Below are 22,941 nucleotides of genomic sequence, written 5' to 3' on the forward strand. Positions count from 1 at the left end.
ATGACGGATGGGTATGACTGTTACCAGAATGCGTTGGCGGAGCGGGTGAACGGGATTTTGAAAGGAGAGTTATTGTTGCAAAGCCCGCAGGATTTAACGCAAGCGCGGGAAATGGTGCGTGAAGCGGTGGATATTTACAACGCGGAGCGGCCGCATCATGCGTTGAAATACAGAACCCCCGATGCGGTACATAGGGGGTTCTGAGTGGAGAAATGCTAGTTGAAAATGTGTAAACCTATTTCAGGACTAGACAGGAGCAACCACGCATTCGCACTGGCTGCGATATTGCCCGCAGCCTTATTCGCGCCACTGGCCGCCACTCATCACTCGCTCGATAGCAAACGTCCGGTCGTGTACCAGCAGCAGATCCGCATCCTGCCCGACCCCGATACGCCCCTTGCTGCAAAGCCCCAGCGCCTGTGCCGGATTGCTCGTCACCGCGGCCAACGCCCTCTCCAGCGAGACACCGAGCCGGGTCGCGCGCGCGCACTGCTGCCACAGGCTGGCAATCTGGCCGCAGCGCATCTCGATTAGCCGCCCTTCGCCATCAAAGCGCGGCAGGCTGGCGTTGGCATCCGAGCTGAAGGTGATGCGATCGGCAGGCACATTGGCGGCCAGCAGCTCGAGAAACGCATCGGCGGCAAGCCGCTCGCCATCCTCCAGCAGATCGGGAAAGCTCGAGGTGGTGAGATCTACCCAACCTCCCGCCTTGCCCCACTCGATGGCCTCGGCAAAGAGCCAGGGGTTGCGGTTGCAGTGAGTGGGATAGAGCTGGCGCAGTGGAATGTCGGTCTCATCGCGAAGAGCCCTCAGGGGGGCCAATGCCCCCTTGCCATCCCCGACATGGAAGAAGCTGACCCCGCTCTTGCCCGCAAGCAGCCCAGCCACTCGCGCCTCGCTGGCAAGCCTGGCCAGCTCATCGTGGGTCGGCGCGCTGGATCTGTGGTCGCTGATAGCCACCTCCCCCACCCCCAATACCTCAGGGATCAGGATGATGTCCGACTCCAGCGTGCCGGTCAGGGTCTTGACCGGCAGATGGTAGGAGCCGCTATACATAAAGGCGCTCACCCCGGCGGCGCGAAACTCGCGCACCTTGCCGAGCACCTGCGCGGGAGTGCGGGTCAGGCTGTCGGTGCCAAGCGCCGCCACCAGGGTAGTGACGCCGGCCCTGAGCGCCTCGCTCGCCGCCAGTTCCGGGGTGCGAAAGGCAAAGCCCCCCTCACCGCCGCCGCCGGTGATATGGGCCAGCGGATCCACCAGCCCGGGCACCAGATAGCGGCCTCGACCATCGACCCGATGCAGCGGCCAGTTTGCGGGCACCGTCAACCCCTTGCCCATCCAGGCGATACGGCCATCAGCCACCAGCAGATCCTGCTGGCCAAGGTGGGTGGGGCTGAAGATCTCGGCCCCCTCGATCAGGGTCAACATGGCGATCCTCCTTGCACGATTGTCGCTTACCCGATGAAAAGAGAGGGAGCAAGCTCCCTCCCCCCGTCAACCACCATATATATCGTACTTGAAGTACTTCTGGTTGATCTGCTGATAGGTGCCGTTGGCACGCAAGGCCTTGATCGCCTCGTCCAGCTTGCCCTTGAGCTCCTTATCGCTCTTGCGCACGGCGATCCCCATACCATCACCAAACCACTGGCGATCGGTCAGGGCGGGCCCCACATAGTCGAACTTGTCGCCCCCCTCTTTGCCAAGCAGCCCCTGCTCGATGGCAGAGGCATCGGCCAACAGGGCCTGCACCCGACCCGCCTTCAGATCGAGATAGGCCTCATCGGCATTGCCGTAGCGGACTATGGTGACATTCGAGCCAAAATTGTCGGTCAGGTACTTGTCGTGGGTGGTAGCACGCTGCACCCCGATGCGCTTGCCCGCCATGCCTTCCGGGGTCAGCGTCAGCTCGGTCCCCTTGGCCGCCACAAAGCGATTGGGAATATGGGCATATTTCTCGGTGAAGTCGACCTTCTGGCGCCGCTCGTCGGTGATCGACATGGCGGCGATGATGGCATCGTATTTGCGCGACAGCAGGGCCGGGATCATACCGTCCCAATCCTGCGCCACCAGCTCGCACTTGACCGCCATCTGCTTACAAAGGGCGTTGGCGAGATCGATATCAAACCCCTTGAGCTCACCCGACGCATCGGTCCAGGAGAAGGGCGGGTAGGCCCCCTCCACCCCGAAGCGCACGGTTTTCCACTCCTTGGCCATGGCAGGGGTGGCCAGCAGGCTGGCAACAAACAGGGCTGAGAGGGTCAGTCTGATCTTCATCATGAGTACTCCATTACATAAAAAGCGCACAGGCGCGGACAAGGCACCGCAGGCAAATGCATGCGATGACCAAAAGCGGCAAAATCTGGATGAGCGAGATCAAGCCCAAGCGGGCGTCAGTGAACTGCTCCAGGGGTTCGATCTATTCGTCGAACCACTCGGAGAGATAGAAAGGCTTGAAGTAGAAGGCCAGAAAAAAGCCTCTGGCTTTGCGCATCATGGTGGTTTGTCGCGTCCTGTGACAAAGATGGCATCACCTTAGCACGCCCGAATTTTGCCCGGCAAGAGGCAGCCGCCGGGCAGTAGCAAAATCCCGGTCATGGTCAAGGCGGGCGGGATCCGTTAGGCTCGAAGCACCTTGCCATTCCATAACAGACCCACAGCGACCGATGAATTTTCTGGCCCATCTCCATCTGGCTGCCCACACCCGAAGCTCTCTCACCGGCAATCTGCTCGGCGATTTCGTCAAAGGCACGCTGCCCACGGGGCTTGCCGCCCACTTCGATGAGGGGATCTGGCTACACCGCAAAATTGACGCTTTCACCGACAGCCACCCCGAGCACAAGGCGGCCGTCGCCTGTTTCGAGGCCCCCTGGCGCCGCTTTGGCGGCATAGTGGTTGATATGATCTACGACCACTGGCTGAGCCTGCACTGGGGACTGTTCAGCACCGAGCCCCTGCCCCGCTTCCTGCAACGCAGTTATGAGCAGCTATTGGCGGATCACCCACGCCTGCCGGACGGACTGCCACTCCCCCTCAAACGGATGGCCGAGCAGAACTGGATCGCCTCCTACTGCCACAGGGAGGGGCTGGGGCAAGCGCTAAATGGCATAGGTCGCCGACTGCGCCGCCCGGTACAACTGGGAGAGGCGCTGCTGACCCTCGATGAGTCGCAGTGGCAAACATGCGAGGCGGGATTTCTGCGCTTCTATCCCCAGCTGATGGACTTTAGCCAGCAGCAGCTGGCCCAATATCGGGAAGCCCAAGGGGCACAGTGATCCCTCTGGATAGAGCAGCTTCCCCATAAAAAACGCCCCTTGCGGGGCGTTTGTCATCAGTTGGCTTCGTCTTTCTTCTTGCGAATGCTTAAGCCAAGTTCCCGACCACGCAGTCGGGCGTAATAGATGGTGCCGACAAAGGCGAGAGTGGTGAAGACCAGCTCCACCACCGCCAGCCACCGCTCCCCCTCATCCGTGGTGATCAGGGTGAGGGCGTGGAGGAAATAGGGCATCAACACGAAGTTGCCCCAGGCGTGGGTGTAGGGATTGCCCTGCACGATTCCCTTGAGGGGAAAGAGCAGCGGCACCGTCCAGATCACCGGCAGCAGCCAGGGGTTGAGGTCCGGGTGGGGTGACAGCCACAGATGCCAGAGGATGACCCAGCCCAGCAGGCCGAAGAAGCCGACCAGAGTCAGCCAACGTGCGAAGCGGGTGCTCACTTGAGGATCTCCAGCACCTGCTCCGGCGGGCGACCAATACGGGCCTGACCATTCTTGATGACAATTGGGCGCTCGATCAGCTTGGGATGCTGGTGCATGGCGCGAATAAGGGCATCACCGCTGACATCGGCCAATCCCAGCTCCTTGTAGAGATCCTCCTTGGTGCGCATCAGCTGGCGGGGATCGCTAAAACCGAGCAGAGAGAGCAGGTTGCGGATCTCATCTTCGCTCGGGGCCTGCTCCAGATAGAGCACCACATCAGGGGCGATCCCGTGCTGTTCCAGCAGGGCCAGGGTTTCGCGACTCTTGGAGCAGCGCGGATTGTGGTAGATTTGGGTCTCGCTCATGGTAACTCCCTGATTAATCGCAAGATGGGATTAGAAACGGCGCTATTGTAGGGGAAAGTGATGGTCAGGGTAAGCAGCAGTGGAAAGGAATTGAAACGAATTTGTTGGCTGATTGTGGCTGGCCTGCTGGGCGCCTGCACGCCCGTCCCCGAATTTACCGATGCAACAGGGCAGTCGGTCAGCCTGCGCCACTTTGCCGGCAAGCCGCTGCTGGTCAACTACTTCGCCCCCTGGTGCGCTCCCTGCCTGCGCGAGATGCCGCGCCTCAACAGGCTGGCAGCGGAGGGCCAGATCACAGTGGTGGCCATCAACTACGACCCGACCACGCCAGCAGAGCTGAACAAGCTGGCTGCGCAGTATCACATCAAGGTGCCGCTCCTTATTGCCAATGAAGATGCCAAGCTCCCCTTCCCTCGCCCAAGCGGCCTGCCCACCAGCTATCTGCTCGATAGCGAGGGCAAGCTCAAGCAGACGCTGGTCGGCGAGCTCGACCAGCAGCAGCTCGAGATGCTCAAGGCGACCGCCAGCAGCATGAGTCACTAGCCCATCGCTGCTATCACCGTCCCCCACATCAACGCCACCGCCATAAACAACAAGGGCGCACCATAGTGCGCCCTTGTTTGATAGGTTTCGTTAGCCCTTGAGGCTGTCGAGATCCTTCTTGGCCCGCTCCAGCTCGGTGATGCGCGCCTCCAGACGAGCCAGGGTCATCCGGTCGCTGGTGGTACCGCGCGCAACGATCAGCTCGTCGATGGCCGCCTGATAATCCCCGCGCAGTGCGAGCATCTCGGCCCGCGCCATATGCAGCTCGGTCATTCTGCCCGCCTTGCGATAGGCATCGGCCAACAGGTTCCAGGCCAGATTATTCTCCTCATGGGCACGGGCATAGGGGTCGAGGATGGCGATGGACTTCTTGTAGTTGCCGCTCTCGAGGTAGGCGTTGCCGAGGTTGACCACCACCACTTCGTTATCCGGCATCCGGCTGCGGAACTTCTCGAGGCGCGCGATGGCCTGAGCACTGCGCCCCTTGGCCAGATCGATGTCGGTCTGGGCATCGACGATAAAAAGATCTTCCGGATGACGGGCCGCCAGCTCCTGCATCAGGGTATCAGCCTCGTCGGTGCGCTTGAGCTGGATCAGCGCCAGCGCCTTGCCATAGATGGCGGCATCCTTGAGCGGGTAATCCCCCTTCTGGATCCGGCTATCGAAGTAGCTCAGCAGCCCCTGCGGGGTATCGGTACCAAAACGCACCTGAATCCGCACCTTGGCCAGCCAGAAGTCGAGACTGGGCGGCAAGTCGCGGCGGCCATAGCTGCCCGCCCGAGCGCGAGCCTCGCTGATCCGGGTCTCCGGCAGCGGGTGAGTGAGCAGCATTTCCGGCGGCTTGCTGGCGTAACGGTATTCGGCAGCCAGTTTCTGGAAGAAGTTGGCCATCCCCATGGGGTCGAAACCGGCATCATAAAGCGTCTTCATGCCGATGCGATCCGCTTCATATTCGTTGTCGCGGGTGTAGTTGATGGCCGACTGCATGGAGAGGCCCAGCGTAGTCTGCAACGCAGCGATACCGGCGGTCGGGTTGATCACCGCCAGCGCGATGGAGCCCACCAGACCGGCCAGGGTCACTGCCGAGCTGCTCGCCTGCGCTTCCATATAACGGGCGATATGGCGTTGGGTCACGTGGGTGATTTCGTGGGCCAGTACCGAGGCCAGCTCGCTCTCGCTGTCGGCGTAGAGGAATAGACCAGTGTGCACCTTGACTCGCCCGCCGAGGAAGGCGGCCGCGTTGATGCTGGGATCATTGATGAGGAAGAAGGTAAACGGGAAACGCACCCCATCGGCGTTGGTCAGCAATCGCTGACCCAGATCATCAATGTACTGGCTCAGCACCGGATCATCGATGATCGGCAGACCCGCACGGGCAAAGCGCATAAAAGCGTTGCCGTAACGCACTTCCTGCTCGATGGGCAGGGCAGCAACCCCGGCCGTGCCGATGTCGGGAAGCTGATTGTTGGCCTCGGCATGAAACGTGGCGCCCATCAGGGAAGCCAGCAGGGGAAGCGATGCCATCAGGGGGGAAAAACGTGCCACGTTATCTCTATCTCCATCAGAAAGGGCCTCGGCAGAATACCCTTGCCCATCAAGGGCTACAAGCGTTGTTTCATGCTCTTATCACGGCCATAATAGCGGCCACCTGCCTGATGGAGCCCCCATGGAAATTCTCGACCTGACCCCCTGGCGCTGCCCCGAGCCGCTGATCCTGCTCAAGCTCTGGTTAAGGGAGGCCAAAAGCGGTCAAACCGTCACCATCCGGCTGGCCGATACGGGCTCCCGGCAGGATATTCCGGCCTATCTGCACCGTCAGGGCCACCATGTCGAGGTGCAGCAAGAAGCGGACAAAACCCTCTCTTTGCAGTTGGTTGTCGGGGCGAAACAACCATCTTGAGCCCCAGTGATGTAAGGATGCCGTCATGTTAGAAGTATTGAAGCGCTGGTATCAGACCCGTTTTTCCGATCCCGATGCCGTTACCCTTTTCCTGTTGCTGGTGTTCTGCTTCACCATCATCTGGCTGTTTGGCGATCTGCTGGCCCCCCTGCTGGTGGCGCTGGTAATGGCCTATCTGCTGGAGTGGCCGGTCGCCCGGCTGCAAAAAGCGGGGCTGTCGCGCACCCTGGCCACCAGCGTCATTCTGATCCTCTTTATTGCGGTGGCAGTGGCCTCCTTGCTGGGTCTTATCCCGACGCTGGTCAGTCAGGGGATCAATCTGGCCAAAGAGGCGCCGGCCATGCTGACCCACGCTCAGGATTATGTGCGCACCCTGCCTGACAAATACCCCGAGCTCATCGACGTCAGTCTGGTGGAGACCGTCATCGACAATATTCGCCAGCGCATCCTCAGTGGCGGCGAGCATCTGGTAAGCGCCTCCCTCAGTTCGCTGGTCAACGTGGTCGCCATCATGATCTACCTCATTCTGGTGCCGCTGATGGTCTTCTTTATGCTCAAAGACAAGCGGGTACTGATGGGCAGCCTGCGCCGCTTCCTGCCGCGCAACCGCACCCTGGTCAACCGGGTGTGGGTCGAGATGAACAACCAGATCATCAACTACATCCGCGGCAAGGTGATCGAGATCCTCATCGTCGGCATCGCCACCTATGTTCCCTTCGCCCTGATGGGACTGCGCTACTCGGTGCTGCTGGCGGTCGCGGTCGGCTTCTCGGTGCTGATTCCCTATATCGGCGCCGCCGTGGTGACCGTGCCGGTCGCCATGGTCGCCCTGTTCCAGTGGGGGCTCACCCCGGAGTTCGCTTGGCTGATGGTAGCTTATCTGGTCATTCAGGCCCTCGATGGCAACCTGCTGGTACCTGTACTTTTCTCGGAAGCGGTCAACCTCCATCCGGTGGCCATCATCATCGCCGTGCTGGTCTTCGGCGGCTTGTGGGGATTCTGGGGAGTCTTCTTCGCCATTCCCCTCGCCACCCTGGTCAAGGCGGTGATCAATGCCTGGCCAAAACGTGAAGAGATGCCCAGTGCCGCAAAATAACCTGCTTCCCCTGCAATCGTGACAACGGAGTGTCCATGACCTTTTTTCGTCAAATCAGAGCGGCAGGGCTGACGGCCCTGCTCCTCGCTGCAGCCCTCCCAGCGCGTGCCGATATCGATCTTGGTGCCATGGATCTGCTCACCAGCGACAGCCCAACCAGTCCGGTGCCACAAGGCTTTGTCGCCGGTGCGGCGCTCATCGGGGGGCAGGCCCGTTATGAAGCACAAGATAACAGCCTCTACGCCATCCCCGGCTTTATCTACTTCGGCGACGACTTTATGTTTCTGGGAGATCGGGCCCGCTACTACTTCCACAAGGATGATAACGTGGCCCTCTACGGCTATGGCCGGGTCCGTTTTGGCAATCTGGATCCCGAGGATTCTCCGGCCTTTACTGGCATGGAGCAGCGAAAATGGCAACTGGAAGGCGGGATCGGTGGCAACATCATCACCCCCTACGCCCTGCTGACCGTGCGTGCCAACAGCGATGTCACCGGCCGCAGCAAGGGACAGGAGCTGCTGCTGTGGGCCGATTTCCCCATCCTGCGTGACAACCTGCTGATCATGCCGGGGATGGGGCTGATGCTGCGCAGCGACAAGATGGCCAACTACTATTTCGGCGGCATCTCCGAGAGCGAGGCGACTGCCCAGCGGCCTGCTTGGGATACCGGTACCACCCTCTCCCCGATGACGGCCCTCATCACCAGTTACCGCTTCAGCCCCAACTGGATTGGCATGTTTGCCATGAACTACGAATGGTATGATCGGGACATCAAAAACAGCCCCATCGTCCAGCACGACGGCGAGCTCTATGCGGGTTTTGCGCTGGGCTATATCTGGTAACGGTTATGAGTCTTGAACCGTGAGACACGACCAAACAAAAGGGAGCCCTCGGCTCCCTTTTTCACGACCATCAGGCTGGTCGTACAGCCTGCTCAAGCTGCCAATTCAGGCTTACAGCGCCGCCAGAAAATCGATCATCTGCTGATTGACGAAGGCCGGATTTTCCAGCGACGAGATGTGGCCAGCCATCGGGATCTCCCTGAACGGGCAACCCAGCACCTCAGCCATCAGATAGCCCTCCAGCACCGGACGGGCCTTGTCCTCGCAGCCGGTCATCACCAGTGCGGGAGTGGTGATCTCCTCCAGCCACTCGATACGATCTTCGCGGGTCACAAAGCTGCGGCCCACCGCCACCATGGCGGCAATCTTCTCGTTTGGCCAGGCGGCCAGACGCGCCTTGAAACCACTCATCAGCGCCTCATCAGGCTGGCTGGCAAAGAAGATAGGCGCCACCTGTTCGATGATGGGCGCCGGCACGGTGCCGAGCTGCTCGATCATCGCCAGCATGCCGAGGTAGCGCTCGCAGGTGATCTGCGGTTCCAGGCCGACAAAACTGTCCATCAGCACCAGACCCTTAAGGCGGTTTGGCACCATGCGCGCCAGCTCCACACCCCACATGCCGCCGATGGAGAGGCCCACCAGTACGAACTCGTCTACCCCGAGGGCATCGAGCAGCGCCAGGTGATCCCGCGCCAGCGTCGCCAGGGTGCAGCCACCTTCGGGGAGCAGGTCGGAATCACCGTGGCCCCACAGATCGGGAACGATGCAGCGATAGCTGCCCTTGAGCGCCTCGATTTGCGGCGCCCACATGGCGCTGTCCCACAGATAGCTGTGGCCAAACAGCAGTACCGGCCCTTGCCCTTCGTCCAGATAGGCCATCCGGCGGCCCGCTATCTCCATAAAATGCTTCATGTTATCTCCTGTTGCCAGCGATGGGCGGGCAGTGTATCACGTCCCCCTTGGCAGGTGACGCCTCCCTGGTGCAAGCTGACAGTGACTCAAAGAAGTCACCCATGAAAGGATGCCAAAAGGAGAAGCCCATGGCGAAGGAGAAGAGCAAGAAGCGGCCGCGTCTGGACAAGAAGTGCTACGAGCACCACCTTGCCCATCTGCAGGAGGAGCTGGTCAAGCTGCAGGAGTGGGTCAAGCAGGAGGGGTTAAAGGTAGTGGTACTGTTCGAAGGACGGGACGCCGCCGGTAAAGGGGGCGTCATCAAGGCGATCACCGAGCCGCTCAACCCCCGGGTCTGCCGGGTCACGGCGCTGCCCGCCCCCTCCGATCGGGAGCGCTCCCAGTGGTACTTTCAGCGTTATGTGGCCCACCTGCCCGCCGCTGGCGAGATGGTGCTGTTTGACCGATCCTGGTACAACCGGGCTGGGGTTGAGCGGGTGATGGGATTTTGCAGCGATGCCGAGTATCGCGAGTTTCTGCGCGCCTGCCCCGAGTTTGAGCGGATGCTGATCCGCTCCGGCATCACCTTGATCAAATACTGGTTCTCGGTCAGCGACGAGGAGCAGGAGAAGCGCTTTAAGGAGCGGATAAATACGCCCATCAAGCGCTGGAAGTTCAGCCCGATGGATTTGCAGTCCCGCTCGCGCTGGGTGGAGTACTCCCGCGCCAAGGATGACATGTTCACCTACACCGACACCGAGGATTGTCCCTGGTTCGTAGTGGAGGCAGATGACAAACGCCGTGCCCGGCTCAACTGCATCGCCCATCTGCTGAGCAAGGTGCCCTACGAGGCGATCCACTACGAGCCCATCAAGCTCCCCCCCATCAAGACCGAAGGGTATGAGCGCCCTCCCCTGACCAGCCAGACCTTTGTGCCCGATATTACCGCCGAACTCGAGGCTTGAGCCGGGTTACCTTGCCTATCTGCGTGTTCAAATCGCAGGCAATAAAAAGCCGGTCTGACGACCGGCAAAAAGGCATTGATTATTAAGAAAGGAAAACCAGCACAACAAAAAATCAGGTACGGATATATTTGGCAGTACGGGGGAACGCCTGCTCCTTGGCATCGAACAGGTAGCAGGCTTCGGCCGGGATACCCACGCTGTAGGTCTGACCGGTCGCCACATCCACATCCGAGGTGGCCTTGACGGTAAAGTCGTGACCATCCACATCCATATAAACGAAGGACTCGGCACCCAGGTGCTCGGCCACCTGCACGATCCCGCTCACCTTGCTGTGCGCATGGGGGTGATCCAGCGGCATCAGATGCTCGGGGCGAATACCCAGCTCCACCTTGTCACCCACAGCGCCACTGCGGGCATCGACCCGGGCACGCACGGTATCGCCAGAGGTCAACTTGACTAGGCACTCCTGCTCGCCAATCTCCAGCAACTCGCCCGCCAGGAAGTTCATCTTGGGAGAGCCGATAAAGCCCGCCACGAACTTGTTGTCCGGGTTGTGGTAGAGATCCAGCGGTGAACCGAACTGTTCCAGGTTGGTGGCAGCTTCGGCCTTGAGCGGGCTCAGCACCACAATCTTGTCGGCCAAGGTCATCGCTTCCACCTGATCGTGAGTCACGTAGATGATGGTGGAGTTAAGCTCTTTGTGCAGCTTGGCGATCTCGATCCGCATCTTGACCCGCAGCGCGGCATCCAGGTTGGAGAGCGGTTCGTCAAACAGGAACACCTGCGGCTGCTGCACGATGGAGCGACCGATGGCGACACGCTGACGCTGACCACCGGAGAGCGCCTTGGGCTTTCTGTCCAGCAGCGGCTCAAGACCCAGGATCTCGGCGGCGCGCATCACCCGCTTGTGGATGTTCTCTTTGTCCATCTTCTTGAGCTTCAGACCAAAGGCCATGTTCTCGTAGATGTTCATGTGCGGATAAAGGGCGTAGGACTGGAACACCATGCCGACGTTGCGCTCTACCGGCGGCACGTCGTTCATGTAGCGACCGCCGATGGTCAGCTCACCGCTGGTGATGTCTTCCAGACCCGCGATCATCCGCAGCAGGGTGGATTTACCGCAGCCGGACGGGCCGACGAAGACGATGAATTCGCCCTCCTTGATGGAGAGGTTGATGTTGCGCAGGGTGTCCTTGTGAACAGCCGGATCGTAATTTTTGCGAACGTTGTTGAGTACTACTTCAGCCATGACGAGCTCCGCTCTTGAATCTTTGCAAATCGTGATAGCGGGGGGAGTCAGCTCCCCCGGCCATAAACTTAACCTTTCACACCACCAGCAGTCAGACCGCCAACCAACCAGCGCTGTGCCAACAGGAAGACCACTGTGATGGGGAAACCGGAGAGCACTGCGGCCGCCGCGAAATCACCCCACAGATAGTTCTGCGGATAGAGGTACTGCTGGGCCCCGACCGCCAGGGTCAGATTGTTCACATCCTGCAGCAGGATGGAGGCCATGGGCACCTCGGTAATGGAACCGATAAAGGCCAGAATAAACACTACCGCCAGGATGGGCACCGACAGGGGCAACAGGATCAGACGGAATGCCTGCCACGGGGTCGCACCGTCGATGGCCGCCGCCTCCTCCAGGGAGGAGTCGATGGTCTCGAAGTAGCCCTTGATGGTCCAGACGTGGAGGGCGATACCCCCCATGTACGCCAGGATCAGGCCACCGTGGGTATTGAGACCCAGCCAGGGGATGTAGTCACCAATCTTGTTAAAGAGCGCGTAGATGGCTACCAGTGCCAGCACTGCCGGGAACATCTGGAAAATCAGCATGCCCTGCAGGATGGTGGACTTGCCACGAAAACGCAGGCGGGCAAAGGCGTAGGCACAGGTGGTGGAGAGCGTCACGATCATCAGGGCAGTGATGCCGGCGATCTTGATGGAGTTCCACAACCAGGTCAGCACCGGGAACGGCGGCGGCGTGATGCTGCCGTCGGCGTTGGTGATAGACATGCCCAGCGCCAGCTTCCAGTGATCCAGCGTCGGATTGGAGGGGATGATCTCCCCTACCGCGAAGTTACCGTTACGGAACGAGATGGCGATAACCATGATCAACGGGAAGATGATCAGCGCCAGGAAGCCCCACATGACCAGGTGGGTTGCCCACACCCGGTATTTGACTGATTTGGGTTGTACGATTGCCATGTTGAAGCCTCCTTACAGCTGCTTGTCGGCTTTGGACAATTTCAGGTTGAGCAGCGCCAGCGCACCTACGATGAGGAAGATGGCGGTGGCGATGGCACTGGCCAGACCGTAGTCCTGACCACCCGATCCCTGGAACGCAATCCGGTAGGTATAACTCACCAGCAAGTCGGTGGTACCGGCCGGGGTGCTGGCGCCGATGATGTCGGGCGCACCGTTGGTCAACAACTGGATAAGCACGAAGTTGTTGAAGTTGAAGGCGAACGAGGCAATCAACAGCGGTGTCAGCGGCTTCATCAGCAGCGGTACGGTGATCTTGAAGAAGTTCTGTACCGGGCCGGCACCGTCCATGGCTGACGCTTCATAGAGATCTTCCGGAATGGCTTTGAGCAGGCCCATGCAGAGGATCATCATGTAGGGGTAGCCGAGCCAGGTGTTGACAATCAGGATCATCACCTTGGCCAGGAAGGGGTTGGTATACCAGTCCGGTTTGATGCCAAACGCAGCTTCCAGGAACATGTTGATCTCACCGAAGTTCTGGTTGAACAACCCCTTGAACACCAGGATGGAGATAAACGCCGGAATCGCATAGGGCAGGATCAACATGACCCGATAGAAACCGCGCCCCTTGAGCTCTTCCCACTGCACCAGACAGGCCAGCACCATGCCGATAGCCAAGGTGAAAGCGACGGAGCAGGTTGAGAAGATCACAGTCCAGATGAAGATCTGCAGGAAGGGTGACTGGATGCCCGGATCGGTGACGATGCGCGCGAAATTCTTCCAACCGACGCTCACCACAAAGCCCGGAGCAATACCCTTGCCGACAAACTGACCCTGTTCGTCGATGTACTGATAGAAGCCGGTCTCACCATTGGGCAGCATCAGCTCGCCATTCTGGGTATCACGCAGCAGGTTGCTGTCTTTGATCACCACGCCGGACTTGAGCACGGCACCATCCATCAGACGGGTGTAGTGCTGCTTCTGGGCGGCAAACTTGCGCAGACTGCTCAGGGTCAGGTGGGTACCGCCATCCGGCAGCACCAGATCAAGGTCACTCAAATGAGTACGATGCTCAACAATGGCGCGGATCGGTGCGGCCTTGCTGGCTGCTTCGCCAGTGAAGGGCTGCAGCTCGACCACTTGCTGGGTGTTCTGCACACGGCCCTCGCGGGACGCCAGCTCACGGGCCTTGTTGGTCATCAGGGAAACAGGTTGGCTGATAAAGGATTGATCATCCTGTGTCAGCAGCAGCTGAAACTGGCCGTTGTCGCCACCCAGCAGGGTAAAATCGAATTCACCGCCCGCCACCTTGTAGGTTTTCTTCAGGTGGTAGTCCCGCGCCTGCTCCACGGAGAGCAAGTTGGACCCCGAATAGTTGGTGAAGGCAATGCCAATGGTGTAGGCAAGAGGGAAGATGATAAACACAACCATGCCCGCAACACCCGGAAAGATGTAGCGATGGGCATAGGTCTTCTTGTTCATGAAGACATACAGACCGACGGAAACCACCACCAGATCCAGCAGCGCGAATACCCACTCGCCACTGGCGTACATCATCACGGCTGCGTAGCCGTTGAGGATGGCAACCAGGGCCGCTATGGTCCACTTAAGCCAGGTGTGCTTATCCTTCGGACCGGCATAGGACTCAACAGAAGGTACTACTTCCATGCCAATTAACCTTTATAACGCCAAGAGAGATTTGAGAGAGTGGGAGGCCATGACGGCCTCCCGGGTAGTGCGTGCTTACTGAACGATACGCTTGGCAGCGGTATCCAGAGCTTCGTCAACACCCTGACGACCGGAGGTCACGTTCTTGAGGGCAGTTTCGAAGGAAGACCAGAAACGGCTCATCTCGGGAACGGATGGCATCGGCTCGCCAGCCTGGGCGTTCAGCATGGTGGCCTTGATGTGCGGATCGGATTCCAGGGTCTTCTGGAAGGATTTCAGCGCAACGGCACCCAGCGGCTTGTCGGCGTTAACCGGCGCCAGACCGGCATCGGTCAGCAGGTAGTTTTCCAGGAACTCGATAGCCAGATCCTTGTTCGGGCTGGCGGCGTTGATGGTGGCACCCAGTACGCCAACGAAGGCTTTGGCCGGCTTGCCGTTCAGGGTCGGCAGCGGCGCTACGCCGTACTTGATGCCGCTCTTGTCCAGGTTGCTCCAGGCCCAGGGACCGTTGATCATCATGGCCACTTCGCCCTTGTTGAACTTGGCGTCCATCACACCGTAGTCGATGCCTTTTTCCAGGTGACCGGACTTGATCATCTCGGAGATGTAGCCCACGCCCATCTTGGCACCTGCGTTGTTCACGCCGGTATCTTTGACGTCATAACCGGTAGCGGTTTTCTTGAAGGCGTAACCACCGTTGGCAGCCACCAGCGGATAGCTGAAGTACGGGGTGTCATAAGCCCACATGATGGCGCGCTTGCCGTTTTTCTTCAGAGTCTCGTCAATCTTGGCGATCTCTTCGAAGGTTTTCGGCGGCTCGGGCAGCAGGTCTTTGTTATAGATCAGGCTGACTGCTTCCATGGCAACCGGGTAGCCATAGGTTTTGCCATCAACAGTCATGGCATCCCATGCCAGCTGTTCAAATTTGCCTTTGGTGGCAGCGTTCGGCGTTACCGGAACCAGCAAACCGGCTTTGACCCACTCACCGTAACGGTCGTGAGCCCAGAAGAAGATGTCCGGGCCGTTGCCAGTGGCGGCGGCTTGCTGGAATTTCACTTCAACCTGATCCGGGTGAGCAACAGTAACCTTGATGCCGGTTTCTGCTTCAAACTTCTTACCCACTTCAGCCAGACCGTTGTATCCCTTGTCACCGTTGATCCAGATGGTCAGCTGGCCTTCATCGATGGCAGCAGTAGCAGAGCAAGCGACGCCAAGAGTGGCCAGACCGATCAGGGATGACAGCAATTTCTTTTTCATGAGCCTTTCCTTGTATTAGTTCCGCGCTGTAAGAGCATTGTGTGCGAGATGAATATTATCCCAAGCGGCAAACGGCTCACATGACGCAACTCGCATTTTTGAAATGCAATTACGTACTTCCTTCCAGAAAGTTTTGAAAACATTTTCTTATTTCAGGGAATTACGGCCATTTATCGGCTTAATTCCAGACAACCACAGAATAATAATTACCAAAATGAAATAAAATTTCATGAATGAAAGGGTTTTCACCTCAATGAAAACCCTTTCAGGTGGTTTATTTTGTTTGATTTGTTAACAAAGTACCGCGCCAGTTTCGAGGTCTGCCCGGGCGCGATAAAAAAAGAGACCCCGCCGGGGCGGAGTCTCTTTTTGCCAGAAATGACGAGTTGATCACACTCGGGAGCATGACTACGACTGGCGCAGCAGCTGATCCTTGAGATTGGGCGGCACACCCTTGATGGTCAGGGTGTCGGTCTGGGGATCGTAAAAGATCCGGCTGTTCAACAGCTTCTGCTCAAAGCTCAGAGTCAGACCGCCACCGGAGCCGACAAACTTGGTCAAACCACGCAGAGTAGAGCGATCCGCCGGGAAGCGCTCTTCCAGCTCATACTCCTGACCGATAAAGCTGTAAAAATCGAGATCACCGTCGCCGGGCAATTCTGCAGACAACTCCTTGATTTCGATCTCTTCACCGGCACTCGCCTGTTCGGTGCAATATTTGAAGACCTGCTTTTTATAGTCATTGCGCTCGGTCGGTTCGAGCTGACGACTGTCGCAATAATCTTCGACCGCCTGCAGCAAGCCTTTATTTTGTACCTTGGCATCCATGCCCTCGCGGGCACCCAGCAGATCCATAAAGAAGTCGCCCAGTTTGCGACCAATGCGCCCCTTGCAGAAGGTGATATAGCGGCGCGAATCAGGTTGGGTTTTCCATTCGGTCAAATCAATGCGGGCCACCAGATTGAGTTTGCCGATATCCAGATACTGGATATGGCGTAATTCCAGCGCTTCGCTGACGGTGACGCTCTCCTTGCCCTCCAGCAGAGCAATCAGCAGATAATCGACCCCGACGTAGTTATATTTGGCAAACAGCAGCACCCCCTGCTCATCGAGGGCGTGCTCCACCAGCTGCTTGACCAGCATCTGGGTCACGGTGACCGAGAAGGGAACGAATTCGGTCTGCTCGTCGAGCAGCTGTTCGAGGGCGATACGAAACGCGGGTGAAGGCTGCTTGGGAGCCTCTTCACCGTCGGCCAGCTCGGCGACGGCGGCCTCGGGGTCGGCAAAGAAGCCAAAGCCCTTGCCGCCCTTGCCGTTGTAGATCCGATGCAGTTCCGCCATCAGTCCCTGTACCGCCTCATCAGGGGACAGGGTCTGGCTGCGGGTATCGGCGTGGGGTTGACCATCGCCGCCCTGGCGCAAGGAGTGAAGAATGATCTTGTCGATATCGAGACTCATGTCACAAAGCCATAGTGTTAGCCGAAAGGGTGAAGTATTATAAGGCGCTTTGAACCGAGATGAACTGAAGATTATGCCTATCGTATCAAAGTACAATAACGAGCAATTTGACGCCCTGATGAACGACCTGATCACCGCGCTGGAAAAGCATAAAGCGCCGGTGGATCTCAGCCTTATGGTGCTTGGCAATCTGACCACCAATATCATCAACGGTATGGCACCGGCCCAGCGCCAGGCCATCACTGAAAAGTTTGTCCAGGCCCTGACCGCATCGGTCGATAATCGCCACGACGCACACTGAGTCCCCGACTCTGTTGATTTGACGTTTCTCAACGCAGATGGATCACTATGGTCGAAACCGGTAACCCCTATCGTGATAATGTCTCTCGCCTGATCACCTGGGGGCATTGGTTCTCCTTCTTCAACATTATTCTGGCCATGCTCATCGCCACCCGTTATCTGGGTGCCATCAGCTGGCCATCGACCACGCTTGGCGTGATCTATCTCGTTGTAAGCTGGATTGGCCACTTCTCGTTTCTGAGTTTTGTCACCTACCTGTTGACGATCTTCCCGCTCAGCTTCGTGCTGCCCAAGGAGAAGTCGTTGCGGTTCATCTCGGCCATCATCGCTACCCTGGCGCTGGTGCTGCTGCTGATCGACACCCAGGTATTCCGGCTGTTCAAGTTCCACCTCAACAGTCAGGTATGGCAGTTGCTGCTGGATCAGGCGCAGACCGAAGAGGGCTCAATCTGGAGCATCATCTTCGTTGCCGTGCCCACCATCTTCCTGCTGCAACTGCTGCTGTCGGCCTATGTCTGGCGCAAGATCAACAAGCGCAAGCGCCGCCAGTACGGCAATCAGGTGGGGCTGGCCCTGCTGATCTGCTTTATTCTGACCCACGTGGTCAACAGCTGGGCGGATGCGACCCTCTATCAGCCCATCACCATGCAGAGAGCCAACTTCCCCCTCTCCTACCCCATGACGGCCCGCTCCTTCCTGGCCAAACATGGCTGGCTGGATCTGGATCAGTACGAGAAGCAGGCTGCTTCCCAGGGGGATAACAGCGACAGCCGGATGCACTATCCGCTGCGCCCGCTCAACGTCAACGCCCCCCTGACTCACAACAATCTGCTGATTGTGGTGGTCGACTCATTGCGTTTTGACATGCTCAACAACATCAACATGCCCAATCTGCAGCGCTATGCGGATCAGCATCTGACGTTCCGCAATCACCTGAGTGGCGGCAACGACGACCTGATGGGCATGTTCAGCCTCTTCTACGGGTTGCCCGGTCACTACTACAAGGACATCAGCAGCGACAAGCGTCCGCCGGTGCTGTTCGACGAGATGCTGCGCCAGGATTACCAGTTCGGGCTGTTCGGCGCGATGGAAGATGCCCAGAAGTATCGCAAGAGCATCCTCGCCGGTCTGCGCAAACAGGTGTTTGTCTCCGAACAGAGTGACGATGGCAAGCTGCTGACCGACTGGCAACAGTGGCTGGAGAAGCGCTCTCCCGAGCGTCCCTGGTTCTCGCTGGTCTATCTCTCGAGCCCCGGCGACTACCAGTTGCCCGCCACCATGAAGGGGCCGTTCCAACCGGAGCTCGCCAACTTCAATCCGGCGACAGCCTATCGGTCGGAGAACCTGCAAAAACTGGAGAACCGCTACAAGAACTCGGTCTTCTATACCGACCAGTTGCTTGAGCAGATGCTGACCAAATTGCAGTCGCAGGGGATGGACAGCAACACCATCGTCGTGATCACCTCCAACCATGGTCAGGAGTTCAACGACACCCGTAGCAACAGCTGGGGCGCAGGCAGCAACTACTCACCCTATCAGGTGCAGGTACCGCTGGTACTGGCCTGGCCGGGGCGCGGCAGTGATGTTCGGGAACAACCAAGCAGCCATTTCGATCTGGCGCCGACCCTGATGCAGGGGATGCTGGGTGTGCGCAATCCGGCGCGCGATTACAGCGTTGGCCGCTCGCTGTTTGATACCAGCCCGCGCAACTGGCTGCTGGCCGGGGATCAGAATGACTTCGCCATCTATGAAGGGGACACCATCACCCACTTCAACAAGCAGGGTGACTTCGAACTGCTGGAGCGCAACAGCTATCGCCCGATCAAGCACGGCACCCCGGATATGGGCGCCATGATCCAGGTGATGAACGAGCTGAACCGCTTCTATCGCAACCAGTGAAGCGCCCGTTGATGGCTTGCTACCATAAAAAACGCCCCGAATTCGGGGCGTTTTTCGTTGTATAGCCGTGCCACGTTCACGACTGTTAGCCACCCCACCCTTGCGGGTACTTGTAGCCGACGAAACGCTTGGCTGCATAGGATTTGAAAGCCGCCGAGTTGTAGGCTGCCGCCACATCTTTGGCAAAAGGCTGATCCGCATCTGCGCTTTTCACCACCACCCAGTTGATGAAATCGTAGCTGCGCTCCAGAAACAGTCCTTCACTGAACAGGATACCGCTGGAGGCGGCAAAATTACCGTTGATCACCGAGAAATCCACATCCTCGCGCGAGCGGGGCAACTGCGCCGCCTCCAGCAACACCAGCTTGAGATTGTGCGGATTGTTCACCACATCAAACTCGCTCGCCTTGAGCGGGTTGATCCCCTCCTTGAGGGTCAGCCAACCGAGATCCTGCAGCATCAACAGCGCCCGCGCCTGATTGGTTGGATCGTTGGGAATGGCCACCGTGCTCCCCTCTTTCACCTTGTCGAGGGCCGCCAGCTTGCCGGAGTAGAGCCCCATCGGGCCAGTTGGCACTTGGGTAATGGGCGCCAGCGACAAGCCGCGATCTTTGGCAAAACTCTCCAGATAAGGTTTGTGCTGGAAGCAGTTCACATCCAGTGATCCGTCAGCCAGAGCAATATTGGGAGTCACATAGTCGGTGAACTCCACCAGCTTGACCTTATACCCCTTGGCCTCCAGCTGCGGCTTGATGGAATCGGTCACCATGTCGGCAAAATCCCCCACAGTGGTACCAATCACGATCTCCTGTTTGGCCGGCAAGGACGCATCGGCGGCAACCGCGGAAAAAGAGAGGCTCCCGACCGCTATCGCGGCAATAAAGGTGCTGGCGCCAGCAGTGGCACGCAAGGAAGCAGTAAAAAGAGAAGATAAGAAGGAACGAAACGGCATAGGGACTCCCTGTCAGGTACGCATCAAGCTATGGGACTGCGGCGGGGTGGCTCTCAGAGATTAGGCCTCTCAAACCGCAGCAATCTAGCCATCCAAACGGCTGTTTTGGTTACCATAACAGAGCCATCCACCGCCGCCAAGCAATAAACCGCTGGTCCCACCTCATCACCCTTGCTGTCACCCCCGAATGCATAGCTGTATCACATTGGCACACACAACCATGCCGCTCACGTTCAAGAGCACACGAGCTCCCCTCGGGATTGCCCCGAATCGAGATGGCTGCGGCGAAGGAGAGTCGCGAGAGGAGTGAATTACAGATAAAAAGATCAGTAGCGAGCGGTGAGAACCATTCTCAATAGAACACATAACCAGTGTCATTGGAATACCTACCACAAACCAGATCGGATTTCTTTGAACCTCATTGCGTTTTTTGAAAATGGCTCTTTTTGAACCCCTACCACCCGTGTATAGATTTCCGTCGCACTCAGGATGGTGCGATCCAAGATGGAGTTAAAAAAATAATGAAGCAAACATCGTTAGCACTGGCGATCACAGCACTGCTGTCGACCCTGCCCAGTGCGCTCGTTCAGGCAAATGAAGGTTGTGCGCCGCTCAGCGGCAAGGAGAGCGGCATGGATATCGGACGCAGCAGCACCGAGCGCTGCCTGCCAGGTGCCAATCCCCTGCAGGATCAGCAGTGGTATCTGCTCAACAGCGGCCAGGATGGATTCAGCGCCCGTGGCGGTATAGCGGGCAATGATCTCAACCTCTGGTGGGCTCATCGCACCGGCGTGCTGGGCCAGGGAGTCAATGTGGCCGTGGTGGATGATGGTCTGGCCATCGCCCACCCGGATCTGGCGGAGAACGTGCGTCCGGGTTCGAAAAACGTGGTAACCGGCAGCGATGACCCGACACCGACCGATCCGGATACGGCCCACGGCACCTCGGTCTCCGGCATCATTGCGGCGGTAGACAACGCCATCGGCACCAAGGGGATTGCCCCGCGAGCCCAGCTGCAAGGGTTCAACCTACTGGATGACAACAGCCAGCAGTTGCAGAAAGATTGGCTCTACGCCCTTGGGGACAGCGATGCCAGCCGCGACAACCGGGTGTTCAACCAGAGCTACGGCATGAGTGTGGTGGATCCCCGCTCAGCCAACTCTCTGGATCAATCCCAGCTTGATCGCCTGTTTGAACAGCAGACCCTCAAGGCGCAGGGCGCGGCCTATATCAAGGCCGCCGGCAACGGCTTCAACAAGATAGCGGCGGGCGGCTATGTGCTTAACCGCACCGGCAATGGTCCCAAATTGCCGTTTGAAAACAGCAACCTCGATCCCTCCAACAGCAACTTCTGGAACCTGGTGGTAAGCGCTCTCAACGCCGATGGAGTCAGATCCTCCTACTCCAGCGTCGGTAGCAACATCTTCATGAGCGCCACCGGCGGCGAGTACGGTACCGACGCTCCGGCGATGGTGACCACGGATCTGCCCGGCTGCGACATGGGTTACAACCGCACCGACGATCCCAGCACCAACCGGCTGCACGGCAACCCGCAACTGGATGCCAGCTGCGACTACAACGGCGTGATGAACGGCACCTCCTCCGCCACCCCCAGCACCTCCGGCGCCATGGCGCTGCTGATGTCCGCCTACCCGGATCTGTCGGTACGTGACCTGCGGGATCTGCTGGCGCGCAGCGCAACCCGGGTCGATGCCAAACATCAGCCCGTGATGGTCAGCTACACCAGCAGCACCGGCAAGGTGCGCGACGTGAAAGGACTGGAAGGTTGGGAGCGCAATGCCGCCGGCATGTGGTTCAGCCCGACTTACGGTTTCGGTCTGATCGACGTCAACAAGGCCCTTGAGCTGGCAGCCAATCACCAGCCCCTGCCCCCGCTGGTACAGCTGCCATGGCAGAAGATCAATGTCACCGGCAGTGCCGCCGCCATTGCGGATGTGGGCAACAGCCCGACCAGCTCAACAACCCGCATCGCGACACCATTGACGGTAGAAGCGGTTCAGGTGATGGTGAGTCTGGATCATCAGCGCCTGCCCGATCTGCTGATCGAACTGGTCTCCCCCGCTGGCACCCGCAGCATCCTGCTGAGCCCCTTCAACAGCCTGGTCGGCCAATCTCTCGACCAGCAGCAGCTGGGCTTTGTGCGAACCAAGGGATTGCGCGACATGCGGATGCTATCCAACAAGTTCTACGGCGAATCGGCGCAAGGCACATGGCGACTGGAAGTAACCGACGTTGCCAACGGTACCCGTCAGGTCTCTCTGCTCAATCGCGAGACCCGTGAGCGTACCACCCTGACCGAGCGCAACAATCGCCAACCGGGCAAGCTGATCTCATGGTCCCTGCGGGTCCTGGGTCACGATGCCAACCGCAGCTAACACGCTAGGAGTATTACCATGAACAAACCTGTTACCTTGCTTCTGGCAACCCTGCTGGCCCCCCTCTCGGGACAGCTCTGCGCCCAGGAGTCCATCACCATGGATGGCAAGCAGTACAGCACCATAGAGGTGAACGGCCAGACCTACCTCATTCCTGACAACGGCAGCAAGAAGCGGGTCGCCCGCAGCCTTGACAGCAAGGTCCCGCAACAGACCCTGCGCCGCGGTGACGTGTTGATGCAAGGGGCCGCTAGCCCGGAGCTGACTGTAAGCGGCACCCTGCTGGTGGAAGCTGACGATGCCAGCGCCAAGGCGCTGGCGACTCGCCACGGCCTGAACTTCAAACAGAGCAGTGGTGGTATCGCCCTGCTGGAGGCCAAACCGGGCACCGATCTCAACGCCATCGCCACCAAGCTCAAGAGCGAAGGGGTTAATGTGCAGATCGAGCTGTCGGGGGCCGAACAGCAGCCGAAATAGGTCGCGACAGACAAATAACAAAGGGGGCCATCA

At 58.7% G+C, this 22,941-nt stretch carries 24 protein-coding genes; 12 read left to right on the forward strand and 12 right to left on the reverse strand.

The genetic code is table 11. The annotated features are described in order from the left end of the window. On the forward strand, window positions 1-204 hold a 204-nt coding region (locus AB5Y76_RS04910), incomplete at its 5' end, for an integrase core domain-containing protein (protein ID WP_069566697.1). Between the two features lie 93 nt (window positions 205-297). On the opposite strand, the gene iadA is transcribed toward AB5Y76_RS04910, so the two are convergent. Both iadA and AB5Y76_RS04920 read right to left on the reverse strand, forming a co-directional pair. Beyond that, a complete protein-coding gene (iadA, locus tag AB5Y76_RS04915) occupies window positions 298-1,428 on the reverse strand; it encodes a beta-aspartyl-peptidase (protein ID WP_201986785.1) in 1,131 nt (376 codons plus the stop codon). Window positions 1,429-1,494: 66 nt separating this feature from the next. Further along, window positions 1,495-2,274, reverse strand: coding sequence for an ABC transporter substrate-binding protein (locus AB5Y76_RS04920; protein WP_201986884.1), 780 nt, complete (start codon window positions 2,272-2,274; stop codon window positions 1,495-1,497). 1 nt (window position 2,275) lies between these two features. Between AB5Y76_RS04920 and AB5Y76_RS04925 the strand changes: the two genes are divergently transcribed. Continuing rightward, window positions 2,276-2,536, forward strand: a complete 261-nt coding sequence (locus AB5Y76_RS04925; protein ID WP_201986783.1) for a hypothetical protein — start codon at window positions 2,276-2,278, stop codon at window positions 2,534-2,536. Window positions 2,537-2,663: 127 nt separating this feature from the next. Then, on the forward strand, window positions 2,664-3,272 hold the full coding sequence (locus tag AB5Y76_RS04930) for an ACP phosphodiesterase (RefSeq protein ID WP_201986781.1): 609 nt from the start codon (window positions 2,664-2,666) through the stop codon (window positions 3,270-3,272). Window positions 3,273-3,328: 56 nt separating this feature from the next. Here the strand turns inward: AB5Y76_RS04930 and AB5Y76_RS04935 are convergent, their stop codons facing one another. Both AB5Y76_RS04935 and arsC read right to left on the reverse strand, forming a co-directional pair. Continuing rightward, on the reverse strand, window positions 3,329-3,712 hold the full coding sequence (locus tag AB5Y76_RS04935; protein ID WP_005333836.1) for a DUF2069 domain-containing protein: 384 nt from the start codon (window positions 3,710-3,712) through the stop codon (window positions 3,329-3,331). Next, window positions 3,709-4,059 (reverse strand): arsenate reductase (glutaredoxin), encoded by a 351-nt coding sequence (arsC, locus tag AB5Y76_RS04940; RefSeq protein ID WP_042657676.1) that lies wholly within the window; start codon window positions 4,057-4,059, stop codon window positions 3,709-3,711. Before arsC ends, AB5Y76_RS04935 begins: the two co-directional genes overlap by 4 nt. A 60-nt stretch (window positions 4,060-4,119) precedes the next feature. On the opposite strand from arsC, the gene AB5Y76_RS04945 reads away from it, so the two are divergent. Continuing rightward, entirely contained in the window at window positions 4,120-4,602 is a 483-nt protein-coding gene (locus AB5Y76_RS04945; RefSeq protein ID WP_213388816.1) for a TlpA disulfide reductase family protein, read from the forward strand. Between the two features lie 90 nt (window positions 4,603-4,692). On the opposite strand, the gene AB5Y76_RS04950 is transcribed toward AB5Y76_RS04945, so the two are convergent. After that, window positions 4,693-6,147 carry a M48 family metalloprotease gene (locus AB5Y76_RS04950; protein ID WP_005333848.1) on the reverse strand — a complete coding sequence of 485 codons (1,455 nt, stop codon included), beginning with the start codon at window positions 6,145-6,147 and terminating at the stop codon, window positions 4,693-4,695. Between the two features lie 121 nt (window positions 6,148-6,268). Between AB5Y76_RS04950 and AB5Y76_RS04955 the strand changes: the two genes are divergently transcribed. From AB5Y76_RS04955 to AB5Y76_RS04965, 3 genes are read left to right on the forward strand one after another with little or no spacing between them, the layout of a single operon-like run. After that, entirely contained in the window at window positions 6,269-6,502 is a 234-nt protein-coding gene (locus tag AB5Y76_RS04955; RefSeq protein ID WP_201986775.1) for a sulfurtransferase TusA family protein, read from the forward strand. A 25-nt stretch (window positions 6,503-6,527) separates the two neighbouring features. Continuing rightward, on the forward strand, window positions 6,528-7,598 hold the full coding sequence (locus AB5Y76_RS04960; protein ID WP_005352935.1) for an AI-2E family transporter: 1,071 nt from the start codon (window positions 6,528-6,530) through the stop codon (window positions 7,596-7,598). 35 nt (window positions 7,599-7,633) lie between these two features. Continuing rightward, window positions 7,634-8,440, forward strand: coding sequence for a MipA/OmpV family protein (locus AB5Y76_RS04965; RefSeq protein ID WP_201986772.1), 807 nt, complete (start codon window positions 7,634-7,636; stop codon window positions 8,438-8,440). Window positions 8,441-8,551: 111 nt separating this feature from the next. On the opposite strand, the gene AB5Y76_RS04970 is transcribed toward AB5Y76_RS04965, so the two are convergent. Then, window positions 8,552-9,352 (reverse strand): alpha/beta fold hydrolase, encoded by an 801-nt coding sequence (locus AB5Y76_RS04970; RefSeq protein ID WP_201986771.1) that lies wholly within the window; start codon window positions 9,350-9,352, stop codon window positions 8,552-8,554. 128 nt (window positions 9,353-9,480) lie between these two features. Here AB5Y76_RS04970 and ppk2 point away from each other — a divergent pair, with 128 nt between their 5' ends. After that, a complete protein-coding gene (ppk2, locus tag AB5Y76_RS04975) occupies window positions 9,481-10,296 on the forward strand; it encodes a polyphosphate kinase 2 (protein ID WP_100654022.1) in 816 nt (271 codons plus the stop codon). Between the two features lie 112 nt (window positions 10,297-10,408). Here the strand turns inward: ppk2 and AB5Y76_RS04980 are convergent, their stop codons facing one another. The 5 genes from AB5Y76_RS04980 to yejK form a co-directional block, all read right to left on the reverse strand. Then, complete coding sequence (locus tag AB5Y76_RS04980; protein WP_005333867.1) at window positions 10,409-11,545, reverse strand: ABC transporter ATP-binding protein; 1,137 nt, start codon at window positions 11,543-11,545, stop codon at window positions 10,409-10,411. Between the two features lie 68 nt (window positions 11,546-11,613). Further along, complete coding sequence (gene malG, locus AB5Y76_RS04985; RefSeq protein WP_005333868.1) at window positions 11,614-12,504, reverse strand: maltose ABC transporter permease MalG; 891 nt, start codon at window positions 12,502-12,504, stop codon at window positions 11,614-11,616. Between the two features lie 12 nt (window positions 12,505-12,516). After that, window positions 12,517-14,169 carry a maltose ABC transporter permease MalF gene (gene malF / locus AB5Y76_RS04990; protein WP_005333870.1) on the reverse strand — a complete coding sequence of 551 codons (1,653 nt, stop codon included), beginning with the start codon at window positions 14,167-14,169 and terminating at the stop codon, window positions 12,517-12,519. Between the two features lie 75 nt (window positions 14,170-14,244). Then, complete coding sequence (gene malE, locus AB5Y76_RS04995; RefSeq protein ID WP_005333871.1) at window positions 14,245-15,426, reverse strand: maltose/maltodextrin ABC transporter substrate-binding protein MalE; 1,182 nt, start codon at window positions 15,424-15,426, stop codon at window positions 14,245-14,247. Between the two features lie 408 nt (window positions 15,427-15,834). Next, window positions 15,835-16,884 carry a nucleoid-associated protein YejK gene (gene yejK, locus AB5Y76_RS05000; RefSeq protein ID WP_201986769.1) on the reverse strand — a complete coding sequence of 350 codons (1,050 nt, stop codon included), beginning with the start codon at window positions 16,882-16,884 and terminating at the stop codon, window positions 15,835-15,837. 73 nt (window positions 16,885-16,957) lie between these two features. On the opposite strand from yejK, the gene AB5Y76_RS05005 reads away from it, so the two are divergent. Both AB5Y76_RS05005 and AB5Y76_RS05010 read left to right on the forward strand, forming a co-directional pair. Further along, window positions 16,958-17,185: a YejL family protein gene (locus AB5Y76_RS05005; RefSeq protein WP_005333874.1), complete on the forward strand. Its 228-nt coding sequence runs from the start codon at window positions 16,958-16,960 to the stop codon at window positions 17,183-17,185. 47 nt (window positions 17,186-17,232) lie between these two features. After that, window positions 17,233-19,083, forward strand: a complete 1,851-nt coding sequence (locus tag AB5Y76_RS05010) for a DUF3413 domain-containing protein (protein ID WP_201986767.1) — start codon at window positions 17,233-17,235, stop codon at window positions 19,081-19,083. Between the two features lie 85 nt (window positions 19,084-19,168). On the opposite strand, the gene AB5Y76_RS05015 is transcribed toward AB5Y76_RS05010, so the two are convergent. Then, window positions 19,169-20,035 (reverse strand): MetQ/NlpA family ABC transporter substrate-binding protein, encoded by an 867-nt coding sequence (locus AB5Y76_RS05015; protein ID WP_234916025.1) that lies wholly within the window; start codon window positions 20,033-20,035, stop codon window positions 19,169-19,171. A 521-nt stretch (window positions 20,036-20,556) separates the two neighbouring features. Between AB5Y76_RS05015 and AB5Y76_RS05020 the strand changes: the two genes are divergently transcribed. Both AB5Y76_RS05020 and AB5Y76_RS05025 read left to right on the forward strand, forming a co-directional pair. Beyond that, a complete protein-coding gene (locus AB5Y76_RS05020) occupies window positions 20,557-22,431 on the forward strand; it encodes a S8 family serine peptidase (protein WP_201986765.1) in 1,875 nt (624 codons plus the stop codon). Between the two features lie 18 nt (window positions 22,432-22,449). Next, window positions 22,450-22,908: a hypothetical protein gene (locus AB5Y76_RS05025; RefSeq protein ID WP_101529965.1), complete on the forward strand. Its 459-nt coding sequence runs from the start codon at window positions 22,450-22,452 to the stop codon at window positions 22,906-22,908. The last annotated feature ends 33 nt before the right edge of the window (window positions 22,909-22,941 follow it).

It is taken from the genome of Aeromonas sp. R1-2, assembly GCF_040908505.1.
Lineage (GTDB): Bacteria > Pseudomonadota > Gammaproteobacteria > Enterobacterales > Aeromonadaceae > Aeromonas > Aeromonas veronii.